Here is a 17732-nt window from a genome sequence, read left to right as displayed (position 1 = left end):
ACACGCTGTGCCCCAGATGCGGGCGGGTGTACCGTGACGCTGTCATTGAAGAGACAGGGACAGCCCCCGTCGCTCTCCGGGTGGACGTCACCAGGGGTCCCATCGCAGAGGCAATCCAAGCCCACTGGGACCTCAGCCCGTAAGGGCAGGCGCCAAGACCCACAGCAAAGGGAAGCGGACGACGGCGGGAGGCACCCGCCTTCGTCCGCTTCACTTCGGCGCCTACTGGCTGAAGGGGACCTTCTCCCAGCTCAGGACGTCGGAGTCGGAGCTGTTGCCGGCCACCGTGAACCGGACGTAGTTGGTGGCGTTGGCGGAGCCGTCGACGGTGATCCGCTGCAGGTCGTCCGCGGCGGGTTGGCCGTAGATGTCCAGCCACGGTGACCCCGCGGCCAGCGGCTGGTTCTCGGCGAAGACGTGGCTGTCGCCGTTGATGAGGTAGACCGGGTGGTCGAAGCTGTTGGTCTCCTCGATGATGGCCTGCACGATCTCGCGGAAGCCGGAGACAATTTCCGGGTTGGCCGTGGCCGCGTTGAGCAGCGACGGATCAAACATGTCGGCCTGGGTCATCAGCACCACGGCGCGGTCGTTGCGGCGTTCAGCATCGGCGAAAGTCTCGCGGATCTGGTTCAGGACGGCCTCCGTCCGGTGTTCAACTTCGGCCAACTGCTCGGGCGTGGCCGTGGTGTTGCCCAAACCGCTCCACGGCTGCAGCGAGTTGTTGCTGCCCTGGATGTTCAGCACGGAGAAGGCCACGCGGTTCTGGTTGAAGCGGACGTTTTCCGGCAACCCAAGGTTCTCCTGGGTCTTGACCGGCATGGTGGCGCCAAGGGTCTTGCCGGGCTCGTCGAAGAAGACTTCCCGCAGCTTGTCCAGCCGTTCCAGCGGGTTGTAGGCGCCGTTGTTGGTGCGGTGGCAGTCCACCCACTCGTTGTCGCCCGGCGTGAAGACCAGTGGGTGCTCGAAGGTGTCGAACTGCGTCCGGATGTTGGTGAAGTACTCGTCCGAGCAGACCGAGGAGCCGTTCTTGATGTCGCCCACGTGGGTGACGAACTTCAGTTCCTTGTCGGCGTTGATGTCCTGGATGCGGGCGGGGAACTTGGCGATTTCGGCGTCGCCGTAGGGGATGTCGCCGATGACACCGAAAGTGAACGCCTGGTTGTCGGCGGCGTTGGCTGCCGTGGCGGACTGGGACGCAAGGAGGCCGAGCGCCAGGACGGCTGCCGCCGTCGTAGTTTTCAGGGTCTTTGAAGGCATGGGTGTTTCCTGTTTCTGCTGGGAAGGGCTTAGAGCGTGCGGGCGGTGAGGAACTGCTGCAGGCCGGCGAGGTCGTCGGTGTTTATGTGGTCCACGCCGGCGTCGAAGAGCTCATTCCAGACCGCTTCGCGGGCATCGCCGGGCATGTCCGGGGTTGCCCAGAAGCGGACGCGAAGGTCGTTGGCGTGGGCCTCCGCGACGTAGGCGTGCAGCTTGGCGCGCTCGGCCTCGGGCATCGGGCCGACGCCCTGCCAGGTGAAAAGCCTGGTCCAGTTGTCGCTGACCAGCGGCATCAGGCCGGCGGGCCTGTGGGAGGTGAGGTCGGCGGAGCGGCCGTCGTACAAGCTGAAGCGCTTCCCCTGTGCCTGCATGGTAGCCAGCGGGCGGTTGCCGCTGATGACGGCGGTGACCGGGCCGGTCTTGGTGGTGCCGTTGGTGTAGCGGCTCATGATGTCGCGGTGCTCAGCGAGTTCCTGCTCGATGGCGGCGTAGGTGGCTTCGCCTTCGCTCTTGATGTCTATCAGGAGCTGCAGGCTGCCGTCCCACTTGGGGTAGACGCCGTGGCCCTGCTGGCTGCGAACCAGGTCCTGCAGCGGGTCGAGGTAAAGGCTTTCGAGCGTGACACCGGGCTGGACATCCTCCAGGTCGTGCGCCACCAGCAGCTCGCCGTCAACCAGCCAGACGTCCGCTTCGACGCTGGTGAAGCCGTGCTCCAGCGCGTCGAACAGGGGGCGGTCATGCTCATAGTCGTTGTGCGCATGCGCCTGGGCCAGCGGCTGACCGACGACGACGGGCGCCGGCTTGGTTGCCTCTGCCTGGACGGGTGCCACGGCTGTCCCCGCCAGGGAGGCGAGGACGGCGACGGCGGCAAGGGTGCTTTTCACGAACACGGAGTACTCCTGGTACCTCGGGGATGTCCGCCCGGGCGTTGGGGGCGCCGGACAGAAGGGGTGCGTGAAAAGACTGCTGGTTACGGGAGAACGTCGGAGGGCGGTGGGGTAGCCGAAAGGTTAACTGGGCGTGACAGGCGCGCCGCACATTGGGCAAAAAGAACGACGACGGGAGGCACCCGCCGTCGTCCGCTTTCCTGTTATTTGGGCTTTGGTTCCTCAGTGATCCCACTGTCACTTCTAGAACTGCCCGGCCGGGCCGCTGTCCTTGACTTCGCCACGCCAGCCGCCGGTTTCGGCACCGCGCGATTCAATGAATTCCTTGAACTTACGCATATCAGCCTTTACCTGCATCTCATCGATCTTCAGTGCCGCGCCTGCCTTTTCGGTAATGGTTTCCGGCGCCCATTCGAAATGGACTTTGACCTTCGTGTGATTGGCATCCAGCGGCGTGAACCGGACGATGCCGGCGTGGGACTTGCCGTCGGTGCTGCGCCAGGCGATCCTGTCGTCTGGCTCCTGGTCAACTATTTCAGTGTCGAATTCGCGCTGAACACCACCCACCTTGGTAACCCAGTGGTTGGTGGTGTCGGTCAGCTGGGTTACGGATTCCACGCCGGACATGAACTGCGGAAAGGATTCGAACTGGGTCCACTGGTTGTACGCGGTCCGCACCGGGACTGCGACTTCAACGGTCTCTTCAACGTGTTCCATCTGCTTCCTCCTCATGACGGACGGCCGCAACGGCGGACCGGCAGAGCTTGCCATCCTGCCAGTCAGGCAGCCGCCACCTCTGCACGATAAGTCCGGTTGCTGACTGTGTCCAGACCTTCGGAATCCCCGGAACGGCGCCACCTCTGGTCCCATTTGTGGTGACACTCAGGGCGACCGGGAGGCTGAAGATCCGGCGGACGACGGCGGGAGGCGTCCGCCGTCGTCCGCTTCCGTTTGGTGCCCACTGGCGGCACCAGCCGGTAGATTTAAGCCCGATGATTTCCATTGACCGGGACGACCCCGCACGCGGCGACGTCCATCAGCTCCTCAGCGAACACCTGGCGGACATGTACGCCACTTCACCGGCGGAAAGCGTCCACGCACTGGACCACTCCGCACTGTCCGTGCCGTCAATTACGTTCTGGACGGCCCGTGAGGACGGTGGCCTGCTGGGGTGCGGCGCACTCAAGCTCCTTTACTCCCCGTCCGGATTGGCGATGCACGGTGAGATCAAGTCCATGCGCACCACGGCAAGCGCACGGGGACGGGGCGTAGCCACCCTGATGCTCCGGCACATCCTCGACGACGCCCGCGCCCGGAACCTCAAGCACCTTTACCTTGAGACCGGAACCGAAGAATACTTTGCTCCCGCGCGGCGCCTCTACACCCGGAACGGCTTCACCGAGTGCCCGCCGTTTGCCGACTACGCCCTGGATCCCAACAGCGTTTTCATGGAGCTGCGCCTGTAGGGACCCTCCAACGGATACCGCGCGCGGCCGGGAGCTTCAGGGGCGCAAGCACAGCCCGGAGGGTCAGGCCGCGAGGCGCGTCAGGCAGCCCGGAGAGTCAGGCCGCGAGGCGCGTCAAAATGGCCTGTTCCAAGGGGCTAACGCCCGATGGGCCGACGGTGGTGGGAAGGCAGCCAGGTGGCCAGACTGGTGGTTCCCGGTCCGGATGCTCGGCTGGATAGTATCGGCCGGTCGGTGAAATCCAGCCAGGTGGTTGATCCTTAGTTGCCCGGATTGGTGTCCATGCCGACCGGTGTTTGAGACGGTGGTGTTTTGGGCACGCCTGTCCGAGATTGCTGATCCCGGTGGTCCCACCGTGCTGCCAGGCGGTGAGATGGTCCCCTTCGTTGTCCAGGCTGTGGTTGCTGCAGCCCGGAAAGGTGCATCTGCCGTCCCGCATCTTAAGCCACCGCTTCAGCGTTTCCGGGAGCCGGTAGCTGGTGCGACCGATTTCCAGGGGCGCCCCGTCGCGCGGGTCGATCAGGACGCGGTAAAACGAGCCGGCACCATTGGCGACGAGCCTGCGCGCCATCGACGGCGGGACCGGACCCAGCCCATCGACGTGGGCGGGTTCGTCGGTAAGTCCAAGGAGGGAGAAAACCGGGACGGTGACGAGTACATCAGCCTTAGGAGAGGGTACATCTCCGGCGTTCTGGTTCGCGCTGCCCAGCAGCAGCCCTGCGGCGATGTCGGCGCGCAAGTGGGTGAGGTTGCGTGACTCGTGCGGGCCCTGAAGACCGCGGGCGAGAGCGGTCGTTTTGTTCCAGATGGCCAGGGCTGTGTCTCCGGGAAGGTAGAGCGATAGCCAGGCCATGGCGTCCCGGTCCGGGGCGTACTCCATCCGCCGGTCCTCCATCTTGTCCTCATGGCGTTTTTCAAGGGACTCGGGGTGGTGCCGTTCACGCCAGGCCCGGACCTTCCGGCGGAACCGGGCGGGCACCAGCTCTCCGGGCGCGGCACCGCGGGCCGGGTTGGGTGCTTCCGGGTGAAGAAGTGTGCCTCCAAAGCGGAGGCTGCTGCGGGCGTAAGGCCGGTAGTTTCATCAACCACGATGCGGGCGTGCTGCCAGGCGATAGTGCCGTTCTGCAGCGCATCAAGTGCCGCCGGCAATGACGTGGTCAGCGCGTGGGCTTCCCCGAGGAGGGCGGATGCGGCGCGTTGTCCGATCGTGAGCACGCACGCGACTTCCGCCACCAGGCTTATCTCCCGCGCCGACGCCTCATACGCGCTGGCCGCCGGGCCCTCCATTCCCGCGGTGGCTTCCGCGTAGGCGGCTACCAGCCGGACCTTCGCCGCCGCCGTCGCGGCCTCAACGCGTGCCAGCACCCCTAACCCGTCCAAGCATGCCTCGGAAAAATCTTGCAGCGGATCAGTATCAGCATCGGCCTCGGGAACGCGGTTATGCCCATCCAGGGCGGCCGGCGGGCAGGCAACAATACCGGCAAGCTCATCAACAAGCCCGGCCACCGCCGCGACGGCAGCCGCCAACGCGGCCCTGCCTTGCGTATCGACAACCACGCCGGTTTCCATAACCAAAGCATGGCAGGGGGGTAAGACATTCCAGGAAGTCCTGTTGTACTGAGTGGTGCGGACAGCCGCTACGGTGGGACCGCTGCGCAATGGGCACCTTGGCGAGATCCTGAGGGGCCATGCGGCGGTTTCCAACCACCGTCGCAACAGGCTCATTAATACGCTACAGCTTCCCCTGTTTATCCTTGGACGGTGACTCTCATGACAGCTGTTCTTTCCTTTGCGCTTGTTGCCGGACTTCTGACACTGGTCCCCGGCCTGGACACGGCATTGGTCCTGAGGTCATCCATTTCCAAGTCGCGAGGCTTCGCCTTCGCCACAGCGCTGGGCATCAGCACCGGTGCGATGATCTGGGGCATAGCCGCAGCTGTCGGGGTATCGGCACTGCTGGCAGCTTCGGAGTTCGCCTACCGTGTGCTCACACTCGCCGGAGCGGCCTACATGGTGTGGCTGGGAGCGTCCCTCCTGTGGAAGAGCCTGCGTAAAGACAAAGTCCCTGCCACACCGGGAGGTGAAGCAGCTGAACTCTCCTCCGGAAAAAATGAGCTGTTCAAGGGCTGGCTGACCGGTACAGGAACCAACCTGCTCAATCCCAAGGTGGGTGTCTTCTACATCGCCACCATTCCCCAGTTCATCCCCGCAGGCGCCTCACCCCTGCTGATGGGCGTGCTGCTCGCCGGCGTCCACTGCCTGCTGTCCATGGTCTGGTTCACGTTGTTGATCTTTGGCACAGGCTACGCTGCCCGCTGGCTCAAAGACGCCCGAAGCATCCGCATCATCGACAGCATCACCGGAACCGTCCTCGTGGGTTTCGGCGTGAAACTGGCCCTCGAACCCGCCCATTAGATTCCTTGCTGGGACAGTGGCGATGCCGGCAATCAGGCCGGCTCCTGCTGGGTTGATGTGCCAGGTGCGGGTGGTGCCCCGTCCTCCCTCGCCTTTGACAGCGTGAATATCCCATAGCGCATCGCGCCTGTGCGGTAGGCCAGGATCAGGCGGGGAATGCTCAGCACGAAGATGCGATTGCGTGCGCCAAGGGCGAGGCGACGGGTCTCGCGATCCACGAGCAAGGCCTTCACAAGTCGGCGGGCGCAGATGGTCCATGTACGGGCGACGCGGGGGCTGACATCCTCGTAGCCATCGATCGAGAACCCTGCCGCCCTTGCCATCGCCTCATACTCCTCGCGCGTGCCCATCGAGGGCAGGCGCCCTTCCCGGCAGATCGGCTCCAGCAGGTGGCGAAGCTTCCAGCCGCTGGCATCAGTCTCGGCGAGCCACGCACAGACGACAAAGCGTCCTCCAGGCGACAGTATGCGGTGCGCCTCGGCGAAGAACCTGGGCTTGTCGACCATGTGCTCGCTCGACTCGATCGCCCATGCGGCATTGGCGGAGGCATCGGGCAGCCCGTTGATGAGCCAGTCGCGGAGCTGGATGTCCACGTCGGGTGCGGGATGCGCGGCGGCATAGTCGGCCTGCTCGGCGGAAATCGTGAAACCGGTGACACTGACCCTGCGTGTCACCGCGAGCTGCCTTGCGGTGGCGCCATAGCCGCAACCGATGTCAACGCACGCCTCGCCGGGCATAAGGCGCAGCCGCTCGCCGACCGTGTCGACGAGCGCCTCGACGGACTCTGCGGGCGTCTCGCGACCCGTGGCCCATAGCCCGTGATGGACATGGTCACCCCACACCCGGCGATAAACGGGATCGAGCTCGTCGTAGTGATCCGCGACGGCCACGGCGTTCTGGGAAGTATTGGGGACGATCACGCCCATCACGTTATAACGCTGATCCATGCCACCGGAAGGGAACGAAGAGGACGACGGCGCGACCTCCCGCCGTCGTCCCCTTTGTTTTGTGCGGCGCGCCTGCCAACTGACATGAAGCCTGACGTCACATAACGCGACGGCCTCCGGATCCGGACAGGCAACGCCCTACCCTTAACAGGTGACTTTGACTAAGATGCGCACCGCCGCCGCGAGCTCCCTCGCCGCCGCCGGTCTCCTGTTTTCCCTCGCCGCCTGTTCGGCGCCAGCCACCCAGCCAGCTGCCTCTGAACCCGCTTCCACGGCAGCGGCTTCAACCAGCGCCGCTTCATCCACCGCTGCCTCCGAGCCCTGCGACGGGGTGAAGGTCATCGTCGACTCGGGCGCCCTGAAGCAGGCCGCCGCTGACAAGAACGTATGCGTGCCGGTGGACGCACCCACACCCGCAACCACAGTACTTGGCGAGGCCGGTGTCCAGACCGAAGGCACCACGCAGTACCCGAACGACATTGTGTGCCGTGTTAACGGAGTGCCCGCAGCGGACTTCGACATCGTCCATAAGGGCGGCACCTACCGCGAAGAATGCAGCGCCATGCCTGCCGCCTTCGCCTACTGGTCGCTCTGGATCAAGTCGGACGGCGGTCCTTGGGACTACGCCCAGGAGGGCGTCTCTACCCTGCAGGTGAGCCCGGGCCAGAGCCTGGAACTGCTCTTCACAGTCGACGGCGAACCGGCCGCACCTGCGGCATGACCTTCCGACCCGCGCCGTTGCGCGCCGGCGCTGCACTCGCCGTCGTGTTCATCGCGGCGCGGGTCATCTACCGGTGCCTCTTCAACGGCGCGGGCACCGGCGGCCCGGTCCTGCTGGACCTGCCGCCGATGCGGTTGCCTGCCCCATATGCCCATGTGGTTTTCCTGGGCCCGGTCACTGGACAGGGCCTGTGGGAGGCGGTCCTGTCTGCCCTGCCGATTGCCGGGATGATCCTCGGGTTCGGCGTACTCAACGCCTTCGTAGACGTGGCCCACGGCTTCGTGCACCTGGCCCGCCGCGGCCCCATGCAGGGCCTAGCCCGGACACTCGTGGTGGCGTGGGCGGCACTTCCAGCCCTTTCCGACGCCGTTGCCTCCGTGCGCCTGGCCTTCCGATTGCGGAGCGAACGGTTCGGACCCCGTGCCCTGGTGCCCATACTTGAGCGCACCCTTGAGCACGCCGGCCGGGTTGCCGCGGCCCTGGAGCTGCGCGGCTTCGGGAGCCGGGCGGAACACCGCCTCAGGAACGACGACGACGGCCCGCTTCTGGTGAGGGACGCCGAGTTCCGCATTGGTGACGCGCAGATCAGCGTCCCGGACTTCACGCCGGACAGCGGCTCAATCACGGTCATCACCGGGCCGACGGGCTCCGGCAAATCCACCATCCTGCGGGGCATCGCCGGCCTCCTCTCACACGTTGACGGCGGAGAAGTTTCCGGGACCGTGCGCGTCGCCGGAATGGACCGTGCCGGCACGCCGCCGCGCGATACCGCCAGCCTCATCGGCGTCGTCCTGCAGAATCCGCGTGCCGCCTTCGCCAGCACGCGGGTCCGGGACGAGATCGCCCTCGCCCTTGAGCTGCGCGGCATGGCATCCGCGACTACCAAGGCACGGGTGCTGGAGGTCGCGGAAAGTATCGGCGTCTCGGCACTCTTGGACCGGAACGTCAGCACCCTCTCGGCGGGTGAGGCAACCCTCGTGGCCATTGCCGCCGCCGTCGTAGATCAGCCGGCCCTGCTCCTGGTGGATGAGCCACTGGCCGACCTCGACGCCACAGCGCGCCAACACGTCATCACCGTCCTTCACGCCCTCGCCCGCGACACCGGCGTTTGCGTCATCGTGGCCGAGCACCGGGCGCAAGCGCTGGTACCCGTTGCGGACTCGTGGTGGACCATCAACGACGGCTACCTGATCCCGGGTGCCGCACCGTCGCCTTCTGCTCCTGTCGAGGCTTATATGCCGCTGATGGAGCGGCTGGACGCGGCGCCGGTGCTGACGGCGACTAACCTCGCTGTGCACCGCAAGGGCAAGCCGCTGGTGCGCGAGGCGTCGCTGACCCTGCACCGCGGTGACGTGGTGGCCCTTGTGGGGCCTAATGGGGCTGGGAAGTCCTCCCTCCTGGTGGCGCTTGCCCTTGGTGAGGGCACGCTGGACAAAGGAGCAGCCGGTGCACGAACGGCCGACGGCGCCACGGGCGGTGTAAGAACGGTCGACGGCGGTCGGATTGCCCTTGTACCGGACGCCTCGGACGACCTCTTTACCCGGGATACGGTCGCAGGCGAGCTGCGCGCGGCGGAGCGCCGCGTTGCGGGCAAAAAGAACAGCGGGCAGGCTGCACCCGGCTTTGCGGCGTCACACCTCGCCCGCCTTCGGGGAGGCGTCACGATACCCATCGGACACGAGCATCCCCGCGACCTCTCTGCCGGTGAGCGCAGGATCCTCGCCATCGCGCTGCAGACCATGGACGATCCCTCGGTACTCCTGATCGATGAGCCCACCCGCGGACTCGATCCCACGGCTCGCACGGCAGTCGCGGCTGCGCTACGGGCAGCAGCGGATGCCGGAACGGCGGTCCTGATCGCCACCCATGACCACGACTTTGCCAACAGCCTCGGCGCCCGGATCCTGCCGATGCGTGACGGCGTCGCGCCCTCTTACGTGCCGGCAGAAGAAGCCAAACCATTCCTCCCGCTCCCCCGGCAGTCAGTCACGGGACCAAAACCGGGAATCATCAAGTCAGACACCCGCAGCGTGGAACGAAAGACCCGCATCCGGATGCCGCGGGGCGTCGAACTCGCCGTCCTCGCAGCCGCAAACCTCCTGGCCCTCGCCGCCTTCTGCTGGCCGCTGCTCGCCGCGGCCCTCCCCCAAGATGCCGCCGCCGCTCTCCCCTACGTTGCCCTGGCCATCGCCCCCGTGGCCGTGGTCGCCGTCGCGGTCTCCCTCGACGGATCGGTCCGCTCGGCGCACACCGTGGCGCTGCTCGGCGTCCTGGCAGCCGTAGGCTCGGCGGTGCGGGTGGCGAGCACCGGCGTCGGGGGCGTGGAAGCTGTCTTTATCCTGCTGATCCTGGCCGGCCGGGCGTTCGGTCCCCGTTTCGGCCTGCTCCTCGGTGCCGCCACCATCGCCGTCTCCAGCGTGTTGTGGGGCGGCATCGGGCCGTGGACTCCGTTCCAGATGTTTGCCTGCGCATGGGTGGGCGCCGGGGCGGGTCTGCTCCCCCGCCATGTCCGGGGCAAGGCCGAACTCTGGATGCTATGCGGCTACGGCGTCCTGGCGTCCTACCTGTTTGGCCTGCTGCTCAATCTGTGGTTCTGGCCATTCGCGGTGGGCACGGGCACCGGCATCTCCTACGTCCCCGGCGCACCGTTGGCCACCAACCTCAGCAGCTTCCTGCTTTACTCACTACTGACGTCGACGGCGGGCTGGGACACCCTGCGTGCTGTCACCACAATCATCGGAATCGTTGTGGTGGGGCGGGCCATTCTCGCCGCGCTCCGGCGGGTAAAGCCGGTTTCCAGCGCGGTTCATGGCGGCAGCGGTCATGACGCACCAGGGCAGGAAACAAGGGACCGCGTTCACATCAGAGTCTGAGGCAGCGGAACCTCCAGTCGCTACTCGCAGACCTCCATCTCGGGGTGGTTCTCTGTGACCCATTTAGCCATCCGCTGGCCCCGTTTCGCGATGAACTCAAGTACCTGCTCCCGGTACTCCACGTACTCTTCGGTTGTGGCCGGTGTCCCTGGTCGCGTGAAGTTGTCGAACGGCAGGAAGAACCGTACCTCGTTGTAATCTGGCGTCACCAGGTCCTGGAAGTGGAAGAAGTCCACAAAACACCTGAACCCTTCCTCCCGCTGCCCGAAGAGCGCGAAGAAGTCCGCGTAGGCGTTGATGACATCGGCAAGTGGGCTCTCCGGTTCTCCTGCGTAGTGGCGCCGTATGCACTCGAGGGTCAGGTCGATCCGGTCAGAGATCAGCGATCTTGTCCCTCGTGCCTGGTTTATGGTGGGTCGGTCCTTCTTCCTCACGGGCCAAATCATCGCGCTGCCGGTGGTGTAGGGCGGGTTGAGATAGCGGGCCCGCTGCTCGTCGTTGAGCCCAGCGATGGCCTCGACCAGAGCCTTTGGACGCATCCATGTGGTGTAGGAGGCGGTGATGGCGTCGCTGCCGTAGCAATGCCTCGCCCCGGAGGAATCAGTGAAGATGAGGTACTCGTTGGAACGGGTCGAGGAGGCGTTTGGGGCAAAAACATCGCCGGAGCAAAGTTTTTTCGTCCACAGCAGTTCGTGGTCCGCCCGGAGCCTCACGCTGTTCGCGTCCGGGTCGCCAAGCTCTTGGGTGACTGCGTTACCCCGCTTGGCCTTCCGAGACTCGTCGGTCTTGTAGTCGAATGAGGTATCGAAAACGCGCATGGTGGCAGTGTATGCGCAGGTCAAGCCATTTTTGTGGTCCCAGGCCCAACTCACGCCTTGAAGTACTTCGCCTCCGGGTGGTCTTGACGAGGACTTTGGCTCCGAGGAACATCAGAGGTGCCGGTGCAGCTGGCCGTCCCCCAGAAGTAGTAGAGATGGGACCGAATGCGGACTGCTTTCACCCCAGAACAAGCCCCGACAGCGCCCGCCCCCGCTCCCGGTCTGGAGAAGTACACGGAGGATGTGATCGCTCTTGAAGCCCCGTCGGTCCACATCCACATGACCTCGCGGCTGGGGGAATGGTCAAAGCAAGAACTGTCAACGAGGAAGGTATGACGATGCAGACCCAACACTTCTCAACAATGATCAATGCACCAAAGGAAAAAGTTTGGCACGCGATGCTTGACGATGAGACGTACCGCGAGTGGACATCGGCCTTCAGCGAAGGTTCCTACTTTGAAGGCGCCTGGGAAGAGGGCTCGAAGATGCTTTTTCTTGGACCTGATCCTGAAACGGGTGAAACAGGTGGCATGGTCAGCAGGATCGCAAAATGCCGACCCTTTGAGTTTGTCTCCATTGAACACCTGGGGATCATGAACAATGGGGTCGAAGATACAACGAGCGACGAAGCACGAAAATGGGCGCCAGCGTATGAAAATTACACGTTTACAGAAAAAAATGGCATGACTGAGCTCGTTGTTGACAGCGATACCGATGAAGAACAGGCGGCTGAGTTCGAAAAAATGTGGCAGGTTGGCTTGCAGCGACTAAAGGAGATTGCTGAGCGGACCTAGTCGGGGACGAATACGCGGAAGCTGATTGTCCCGCCACAACTCACACCTTGAAGTACTTCGCCTCCGGGTGGTGGAACACGAACGCGTCGGTGGACTGTTCGGGGTGCAGCATCAGCTCATCGCTCAGGACCACGCCCATCCGCTCGGGTTTCAGCAGCTCCGTCACCTTGCGGCGGTCCTCCATGTCCGGGCACGCGGGGTAGCCGAGCGAGAAGCGGGCACCGCGGTAGTCGAGCTTGAAATACCCTGCCGTGTCCTTCGGCTCCTCGGCCGCGAAGCCCAGCTCCTTGCGGATGCGGGCATGCCAGAACTCCGCCAGCGCCTCGGTGAGCTGCATGACCAAGCCGTTGAGCTCGTAGTAGTCGCGGTACTGGTTGGCGGCGAACATCTTCGACGTGAACTCCTCGATCTTCGAGCCGGCGGTGACCAGCTGCACCGGCAACACGTCGACCTGCCCGGATTCCCGGGACTTTACGAAGTCGGCCAGGCACAGGTGCCGGTCGCGGCGCTGGCGCGGAAAGTCGAAGCGCAGCCTGTCGGTGCCGATGGGACCGCCTGAACCACCGTCGGGGGCGAGCAGGCCCGCGGTGCCAAGGACGCCGTCGCGGTCCTCCCCGTGGTGCAGCACCACCACCTGTTCCCCTTCGGAGACCACCGGGAAGAAGCCGTAGGCGACCGATGCGTCGAGCATTCCCTCGCCGAGGATGCGGTCCAGCCAGTAGCGCAGGCGCGGCCGGCCCTCGCGTTCCACCAGTTCCTCGTAGGAGGCGCCGTCCTCGCCGCGGCCGGGCTTGAGCCCCCACTGCCCCATGAAGGTGGCGCGCTCGTCGAGGAACGCCGAATAGTCGTGGAGCGAGACGCCGCGCACGATGCGCGTGCCCCAGAACGGCGGCGCAGGCACGGGGTTGTCGGCGGCGACGTCGGAACGGCCGGGCATCGCTTCCGGCTCGGTCACCGTGAACTTCGCACCGCCCTTGTGGATGCGCTTCTTCAGCGGCGGCAGGCCGACGTCGTCCGGGGACTCGCCGCGCGCGACGCGCACCAGCGGCTCCATAAGGGACAGACCCTCGAAGGCGTCCTTGGCGTACCGGACCACACCGTCAAACTGCTCGGCCAGGTCCTGCTCCACGTAGGCGCGGGTCAGGGCTGCACCGCCGAGGATGACAGGCCACTTCTTCGCCAAGCCGCGGGACTGCAGCTCCGCGAGGTTCTCCTTCATCACCACGGTGGATTTCACCAGCAGCCCGGACATGCCGATCACGTCCGCGTTGTGCTCCTCGGCCGCGGCCATGATCTCGGCGATGCCCTGCTTGATGCCGATGTTGACCACTTTGTAGCCGTTGTTGGTGAGGATGATGTCCACCAGGTTCTTGCCGATGTCGTGCACATCGCCGCGCACGGTGGCGATCACCATGGTGCCCTTGCCGGAGGAATCCGACTTCTCCATGTGCGGCTCGAGCAGGGCCACCGCATTCTTCATCACCTCGGCGGACTGCAGCACGAACGGCAGCTGCATCTCGCCGGCGCCGAAGCGCTCACCCACCACCTTCATGCCCTCGAGCAGGTGGTCGTTGATGATGCCCAGCGGGGTCATGCCCTCGCTGCGGGCCAGGTCGAGGTCCGCTTCAAGGCCCTTGCCTTCTCCGTCAATGATGCGCCGTTCCAGGCGCGCGCCGGTGGGCAGCGCCGCGAGTTCGGCGGCGCGCTGATCCTTGAGCGCTGCGGTGTCGACGCCGGCAAACATGTCCAGCATGATGGCCAGCGGATCGTAGGTGGTGTTGCCGTCGGCGTCATATTCGCGGCGGTCCCAGACGAGGTCCAGGGCCACCTTGCGCTGCTCCTCCGGCAGTGAGGCGAGCGGGACGATCTTGGCGGCGTCGATGATCCCGCTGGTCAGGCCCGCCTGCACGGCCTCGTGCAGGAAAACGGAGTTCAGGACGACTCGCGCTGCCGGGTTGAGGCCGAAGGACACGTTGGAGACGCCGAGCGTGGTGTTGATGCCGGGGTACTTCGCGGTGATCTGGCGGATGGCCTCGATGGTTTCGATGCCGTCCCGGCGGGTCTCTTCCTGGCCGGTGGCGACGGGGAAGGTCAGGCAGTCGACGATGATGTCCTCGACGCGCATCCCCCATTCGCCCACCAGGGCGTCGACGAGGCGCGAGGCGATGGCCACCTTGCCCTCGGTGGTGCGGGCCTGGCCCTCTTCGTTAATGGTCAGGGCGATCACGGCGGTGCCGTGTTCCTTCACGAGCGGCATGATGCGCGCGAAGCGGCTGTCCGGACCGTCGCCGTCCTCATAATTGACTGAGTTGACCACCGGGCGGCCGCCGATGTGTTCGAGCCCGGCCTGAAGTACGGCCGGTTCGGTGGAGTCCATGACCAGCGGGAGTGTGGAGGCCGACGCGAAACGGGAGACGATCTCCTTCATGTCGGCCACGCCGTCGCGCCCCACGTAGTCGATGCAGACGTCCAGCAGGTGGGCGCCGACGCGGATCTGCTCGCGGGCGATGTCGACGCAGTCGTCCCAGCGCTCTTCGAGCATCGCCTGGCGGAACGCCTTGGAACCGTTCGCGTTGGTGCGCTCACCGATGGCGAGGTAGGAGGCGTCCTGGTCGAAATTCACGTGCTGGTAGAGGGACGCGACGCCGGCTTCCCGTTCGGTGGGGACGCGGGCGGGGCTGTTATCGCTCTTGGCGACTGTTCCGCTGGTGCGGAAGGGCGCAAGACGTTCGACGACGGCGGCCATGTGCTCCGGCGTCGTACCGCAGCAGCCGCCCACGAGGCCCAGTCCGAATTCGCGGACGAACTGCTCGTGCGCGGTGGCGAGTTCGGTGGGTGAGAGGGGGTAGTGCGCGCCGTTGGCGCCAAGGACGGGCAGGCCGGCGTTGGGCATGCAGGCGATGGCGACGGAGGACTGCTTGGAGAGGTGGCGCAGGTGCTCGCTCATCTCGTCCGGGCCGGTGGCGCAGTTCAGGCCGATGGCGTCCACGCCGAGCGGCTCGAGCGCGGTAAGCGCGGCCCCGATTTCGGAGCCCATCAGCATGGTTCCGGTGGTTTCGACGGTCACCTCGATGAAGATGGGGAGACGGATGCCGCGGGTAACGATGGCCTGCTTGCAGCCGTTGACCGCGGCTTTGGTCTGCAGGAGGTCCTGGCTGGTTTCGATGAGGAAGGCGTCCGCTCCCCCGTCGATGAGGCCCTCGGCCTGCAGGGCGAAGGTCTGCTTGAGGTAGTCGTAGCTGGTGTGGCCAAGGCTAGGGAGCTTGGTGCCCGGGCCCATGGAGCCCAGGACCCAGCGCATCCGTCCGTCTGTTTTTTCTGCCGCTTCTGCGCGGTCTCGGGCGATCTCGGCACCCTTGCGGGCGAGCTCCTCGATGCGGTCGTCGATGCCGTAATCGGAGAGGTTGGACCAGTTGGCGCCGAAGGTGTTGGTTTCGACCGCGTCGATACCGACGGCGAAGTACGCGTCGTGGATGTCCGCGAGGACATCCGGGCGCGTGTCATTGAGGATCTCGTTGCAGCCTTCCAATCCCAGGAAGTCCTCTTCCAGCGACAGCTCCCTGCCCTGAAGCATGGTGCCCATCGCGCCGTCGGCAATGACGACCCGGTGGTTCACAGCGTCCAGGAGCTCCTGCGAGCGGGCAGGACGGGGGACGGACTCAATATCAAGCGCAAAACGAGGCATCTAAACAGATTACGTGCGGGGGCCGGAACGTTGCGCTCTATGTCCGTGTACTACGACGGGGGGCGCCTCTCCTGATGCGTGTTCACTTGTTGCGCGCACCTCAGCAATCCTCGCAAGAGACGAGCATTCGATGCGACTACACAACCTGGCAATAACGTGTCCATCAGGATTAGACGTCGGGCTAACAGGCTTTGAACCTGCGACACCTTTGAGGTTCAGGCCCCAAGCGCACAGCTTGCTTCGCTCTTTTAATGGGGTTGAGGGCGCTGCAAAGTCGGACAGTTGCGTCACGCAAGCGGCGTCAAAGATCGTTGTCGGTTTGGCCTTTGACCAGCCATGTATGCAATGTGGTCAGAAAGTCGTGATCGTCGACCGAAACCGTTCGTTGGTGCGCAACGTCGTTACGCAGGTCGCCGACCGTTGCGATCCAACTTGTCCGTCCTTTCCGGCCGCCAGCCTTGTTTTCGTCGCCAGGAGGTGTGTAGCGCTTTTCGAATAGCTCCTGCCAGAGCTCCTGAGTCTGGATCATCACGTCGCGATAGTTGACGATGTAAAGGCAATCCCACTCGTCGATCTCTTGCCCAGGCAAGCGATCTGCATTGCGCTCGACCATTATTTTGCCGGCCTCGACACGAAGGTTCCTAGGCACTCCCAACTTGAACCACTCCGCACCATATTTATTCTGTAGGCGCTTTCGGACGTCTTGTTTCATGAAAGCCTCAAGGTCGTCGATCATGTCGCGAGACTCGTCGTTGAACTGCTTTTGTTCATCACGCAGATACTCGGCAAGACCGGGCGGATTGAATTCGGGCCTCGCATCGGCGATCGCTTGCTGAAGTCGTCGCCAATACTTTGTCCCAGCACCAGAGCCATATAGCTGTCGGTACTCAAGGCCTTCCGCCGGCTCAAGGCCTGTGAGATGGTCGATCATCGAGTCTAAGTATGGGACCGCGTCCTCGAACAGCGTCTGCGGATCCTGCACCCGCGGATCGTAGTCCCCGTCATTTGCCGCAAGATGGACTACGATGTCGCCGAGTATCCGGATAATCGACTCGATGCCGTTATTGATGAATACGAATCCGCCCTCGGCGCTACCAAGCTTGTGCTGGACGCCGAGGTGTTTCCTAACGTGACCTATGCCCAGCGCGAGATACTCAAACAATGCATCGCAGGTCGCGTCGTTGGTTCCTCGGTAGAAGGTGCCGATCTCCTTGACTTCCGTTTTGGTGAAGGTGCCAATGAATCCACCTCTATCTATGCCTCTCGCGACAGCGTCGATCGTGAGGCACCGAAGCGGAGTCTTTGTGTCTTCGCCAACTTGAACGCGCCCGTACAGCGGTGAGACCTTGTCCTCACCAAGTCGCTGCGCCAACACCAACTTGAGAGCCTTCGACTGCTCGCGGAGGTCCTCGGACGCGTATAGAAGGTCGGCGTTCAGGGTGTTCCGAAGGTTCTTCGGAACGGCCTGTTGATTTTCGTTGACATCCATGAACATCCGCATCTGGGCTGACCGGCTCAGCGACACGAATGCGACTACAGGAATTAGATCAGTTGTCGCTCGGGCGCTGGCCGAGTACCCATACAGACGATGCTGCCCGTCGATTATGTAGGCTGCCCGGAAGGTCTGCGGCAGATGCAGTATCCCGGCGCGTGTCTGTCCGTTCACTTTCGGGAACGCGTCGAACTGCAGGCCACGTGGACCACCTTCGAGGCTCAGAATCAGCGAGTTGGGGAAATAGCCTCCTGAATCCACAAACTGGGCGACGTTCTTGAGCCGCGTCTTCTTGATTAGACGCTGGTAGGTCGGCATCAGACTTGAATTCGCCTTGCTGCGATGCAAGATGTAGCCGAGCTTGAGTAGGCGATCCG

At 64.3% G+C, this 17732-nt stretch carries 13 protein-coding genes and 1 pseudogene; 6 read left to right on the top strand and 8 right to left on the bottom strand.

Going from position 1 to position 17732, the window contains the following annotated elements:
- Nucleotides 1-222: 222 nt before the first annotated feature.
- From AC5RWX_RS21595 to AC5RWX_RS21585, 3 genes are all read right to left on the bottom strand, one after another.
- The gene (locus AC5RWX_RS21595) at nt 223-1257 is read right to left on the bottom strand and encodes a hypothetical protein (protein ID WP_494098352.1); all 1035 of its coding nucleotides are present in this window, start codon (nt 1255-1257) and stop codon (nt 223-225) included.
- 29 nt (nt 1258-1286) lie between these two features.
- Complete coding sequence (locus tag AC5RWX_RS21590; RefSeq protein WP_494098351.1) at nt 1287-2147, bottom strand: phosphatidylinositol-specific phospholipase C/glycerophosphodiester phosphodiesterase family protein; 861 nt, start codon at nt 2145-2147, stop codon at nt 1287-1289.
- Nucleotides 2148-2387: 240 nt separating this feature from the next.
- Nucleotides 2388-2861, bottom strand: coding sequence for an SRPBCC family protein (locus AC5RWX_RS21585; protein WP_494098350.1), 474 nt, complete (start codon nt 2859-2861; stop codon nt 2388-2390).
- A 275-nt stretch (nt 2862-3136) separates the two neighbouring features.
- Here AC5RWX_RS21585 and AC5RWX_RS21580 point away from each other — a divergent pair, with 275 nt between their 5' ends.
- A complete protein-coding gene (locus AC5RWX_RS21580) occupies nt 3137-3610 on the top strand; it encodes a GNAT family N-acetyltransferase (protein WP_494098349.1) in 474 nt (157 codons plus the stop codon).
- Nucleotides 3611-3707: 97 nt separating this feature from the next.
- On the opposite strand, the pseudogene AC5RWX_RS21575 reads toward AC5RWX_RS21580, so the two are convergent.
- A pseudogene (locus AC5RWX_RS21575) lies at nt 3708-4972 on the bottom strand (HNH endonuclease signature motif containing protein).
- A gap of 36 nt (nt 4973-5008) precedes the next feature.
- Between AC5RWX_RS21575 and AC5RWX_RS21570 the strand changes: the two are divergent.
- A complete protein-coding gene (locus tag AC5RWX_RS21570; RefSeq protein WP_494098353.1) occupies nt 5009-5203 on the top strand; it encodes a hypothetical protein in 195 nt (64 codons plus the stop codon).
- 177 nt (nt 5204-5380) lie between these two features.
- On the top strand, nt 5381-6025 hold the full coding sequence (locus AC5RWX_RS21565) for a LysE family translocator (RefSeq protein WP_494098348.1): 645 nt from the start codon (nt 5381-5383) through the stop codon (nt 6023-6025).
- A 32-nt stretch (nt 6026-6057) separates the two neighbouring features.
- Here the strand turns inward: AC5RWX_RS21565 and AC5RWX_RS21560 are convergent, their stop codons facing one another.
- Nucleotides 6058-6972, bottom strand: coding sequence for a class I SAM-dependent methyltransferase (locus tag AC5RWX_RS21560; RefSeq protein WP_494098347.1), 915 nt, complete (start codon nt 6970-6972; stop codon nt 6058-6060).
- Between the two features lie 151 nt (nt 6973-7123).
- On the opposite strand from AC5RWX_RS21560, the gene AC5RWX_RS21555 reads away from it, so the two are divergent.
- Both AC5RWX_RS21555 and AC5RWX_RS21550 read left to right on the top strand, forming a co-directional pair.
- Nucleotides 7124-7693, top strand: coding sequence for a hypothetical protein (locus tag AC5RWX_RS21555; RefSeq protein ID WP_494098346.1), 570 nt, complete (start codon nt 7124-7126; stop codon nt 7691-7693).
- Nucleotides 7690-10566: an ATP-binding cassette domain-containing protein gene (locus AC5RWX_RS21550; RefSeq protein WP_494098345.1), complete on the top strand. Its 2877-nt coding sequence runs from the start codon at nt 7690-7692 to the stop codon at nt 10564-10566. The genes AC5RWX_RS21555 and AC5RWX_RS21550 overlap by 4 nt, the downstream gene beginning before the upstream one ends.
- A gap of 20 nt (nt 10567-10586) precedes the next feature.
- On the opposite strand, the gene AC5RWX_RS21545 is transcribed toward AC5RWX_RS21550, so the two are convergent.
- The gene (locus AC5RWX_RS21545) at nt 10587-11384 is read right to left on the bottom strand and encodes a DUF6994 family protein (protein WP_494098344.1); all 798 of its coding nucleotides are present in this window, start codon (nt 11382-11384) and stop codon (nt 10587-10589) included.
- A 332-nt stretch (nt 11385-11716) separates the two neighbouring features.
- On the opposite strand from AC5RWX_RS21545, the gene AC5RWX_RS21540 reads away from it, so the two are divergent.
- Entirely contained in the window at nt 11717-12178 is a 462-nt protein-coding gene (locus tag AC5RWX_RS21540) for an SRPBCC family protein (RefSeq protein WP_494098343.1), read from the top strand.
- A 40-nt stretch (nt 12179-12218) separates the two neighbouring features.
- Here the strand turns inward: AC5RWX_RS21540 and metH are convergent, their stop codons facing one another.
- Together metH and AC5RWX_RS21530 are read right to left on the bottom strand one after the other, a co-directional pair.
- The gene (gene metH, locus AC5RWX_RS21535) at nt 12219-15863 is read right to left on the bottom strand and encodes a methionine synthase (protein ID WP_494098342.1); all 3645 of its coding nucleotides are present in this window, start codon (nt 15861-15863) and stop codon (nt 12219-12221) included.
- 301 nt (nt 15864-16164) lie between these two features.
- On the bottom strand, nt 16165-17732 hold a 1568-nt coding region (locus AC5RWX_RS21530; RefSeq protein WP_494098341.1), incomplete at its 5' end, for a DGQHR domain-containing protein.

This window comes from Arthrobacter sp. SPT-J7, assembly GCF_059089965.1.
The sequence above is the reverse complement of the archived record's forward strand: the minus strand, read 5'-3'. Positions and strand labels throughout refer to the sequence as shown.

Coding starts and splice junctions, on each gene's coding strand:
- AC5RWX_RS21595 (WP_494098352.1), bottom strand. CDS start 1,257: ATGCCTTCAAAGACCCTGAAAACTACGACGGCGGCAGCCGTCCTGGCG.
- AC5RWX_RS21585 (WP_494098350.1), bottom strand. CDS start 2,861: ATGGAACACGTTGAAGAGACCGTTGAAGTCGCAGTCCCGGTGCGGACC.
- AC5RWX_RS21580 (WP_494098349.1), top strand. CDS start 3,137: ATGATTTCCATTGACCGGGACGACCCCGCACGCGGCGACGTCCATCAG.
- AC5RWX_RS21565 (WP_494098348.1), top strand. CDS start 5,381: ATGACAGCTGTTCTTTCCTTTGCGCTTGTTGCCGGACTTCTGACACTG.
- AC5RWX_RS21560 (WP_494098347.1), bottom strand. CDS start 6,972: ATGGATCAGCGTTATAACGTGATGGGCGTGATCGTCCCCAATACTTCC.
- AC5RWX_RS21550 (WP_494098345.1), top strand. CDS start 7,690: ATGACCTTCCGACCCGCGCCGTTGCGCGCCGGCGCTGCACTCGCCGTC.
- AC5RWX_RS21545 (WP_494098344.1), bottom strand. CDS start 11,384: ATGCGCGTTTTCGATACCTCATTCGACTACAAGACCGACGAGTCTCGG.
- AC5RWX_RS21540 (WP_494098343.1), top strand. CDS start 11,717: ATGACGATGCAGACCCAACACTTCTCAACAATGATCAATGCACCAAAG.
- metH (WP_494098342.1), bottom strand. CDS start 15,863: ATGCCTCGTTTTGCGCTTGATATTGAGTCCGTCCCCCGTCCTGCCCGC.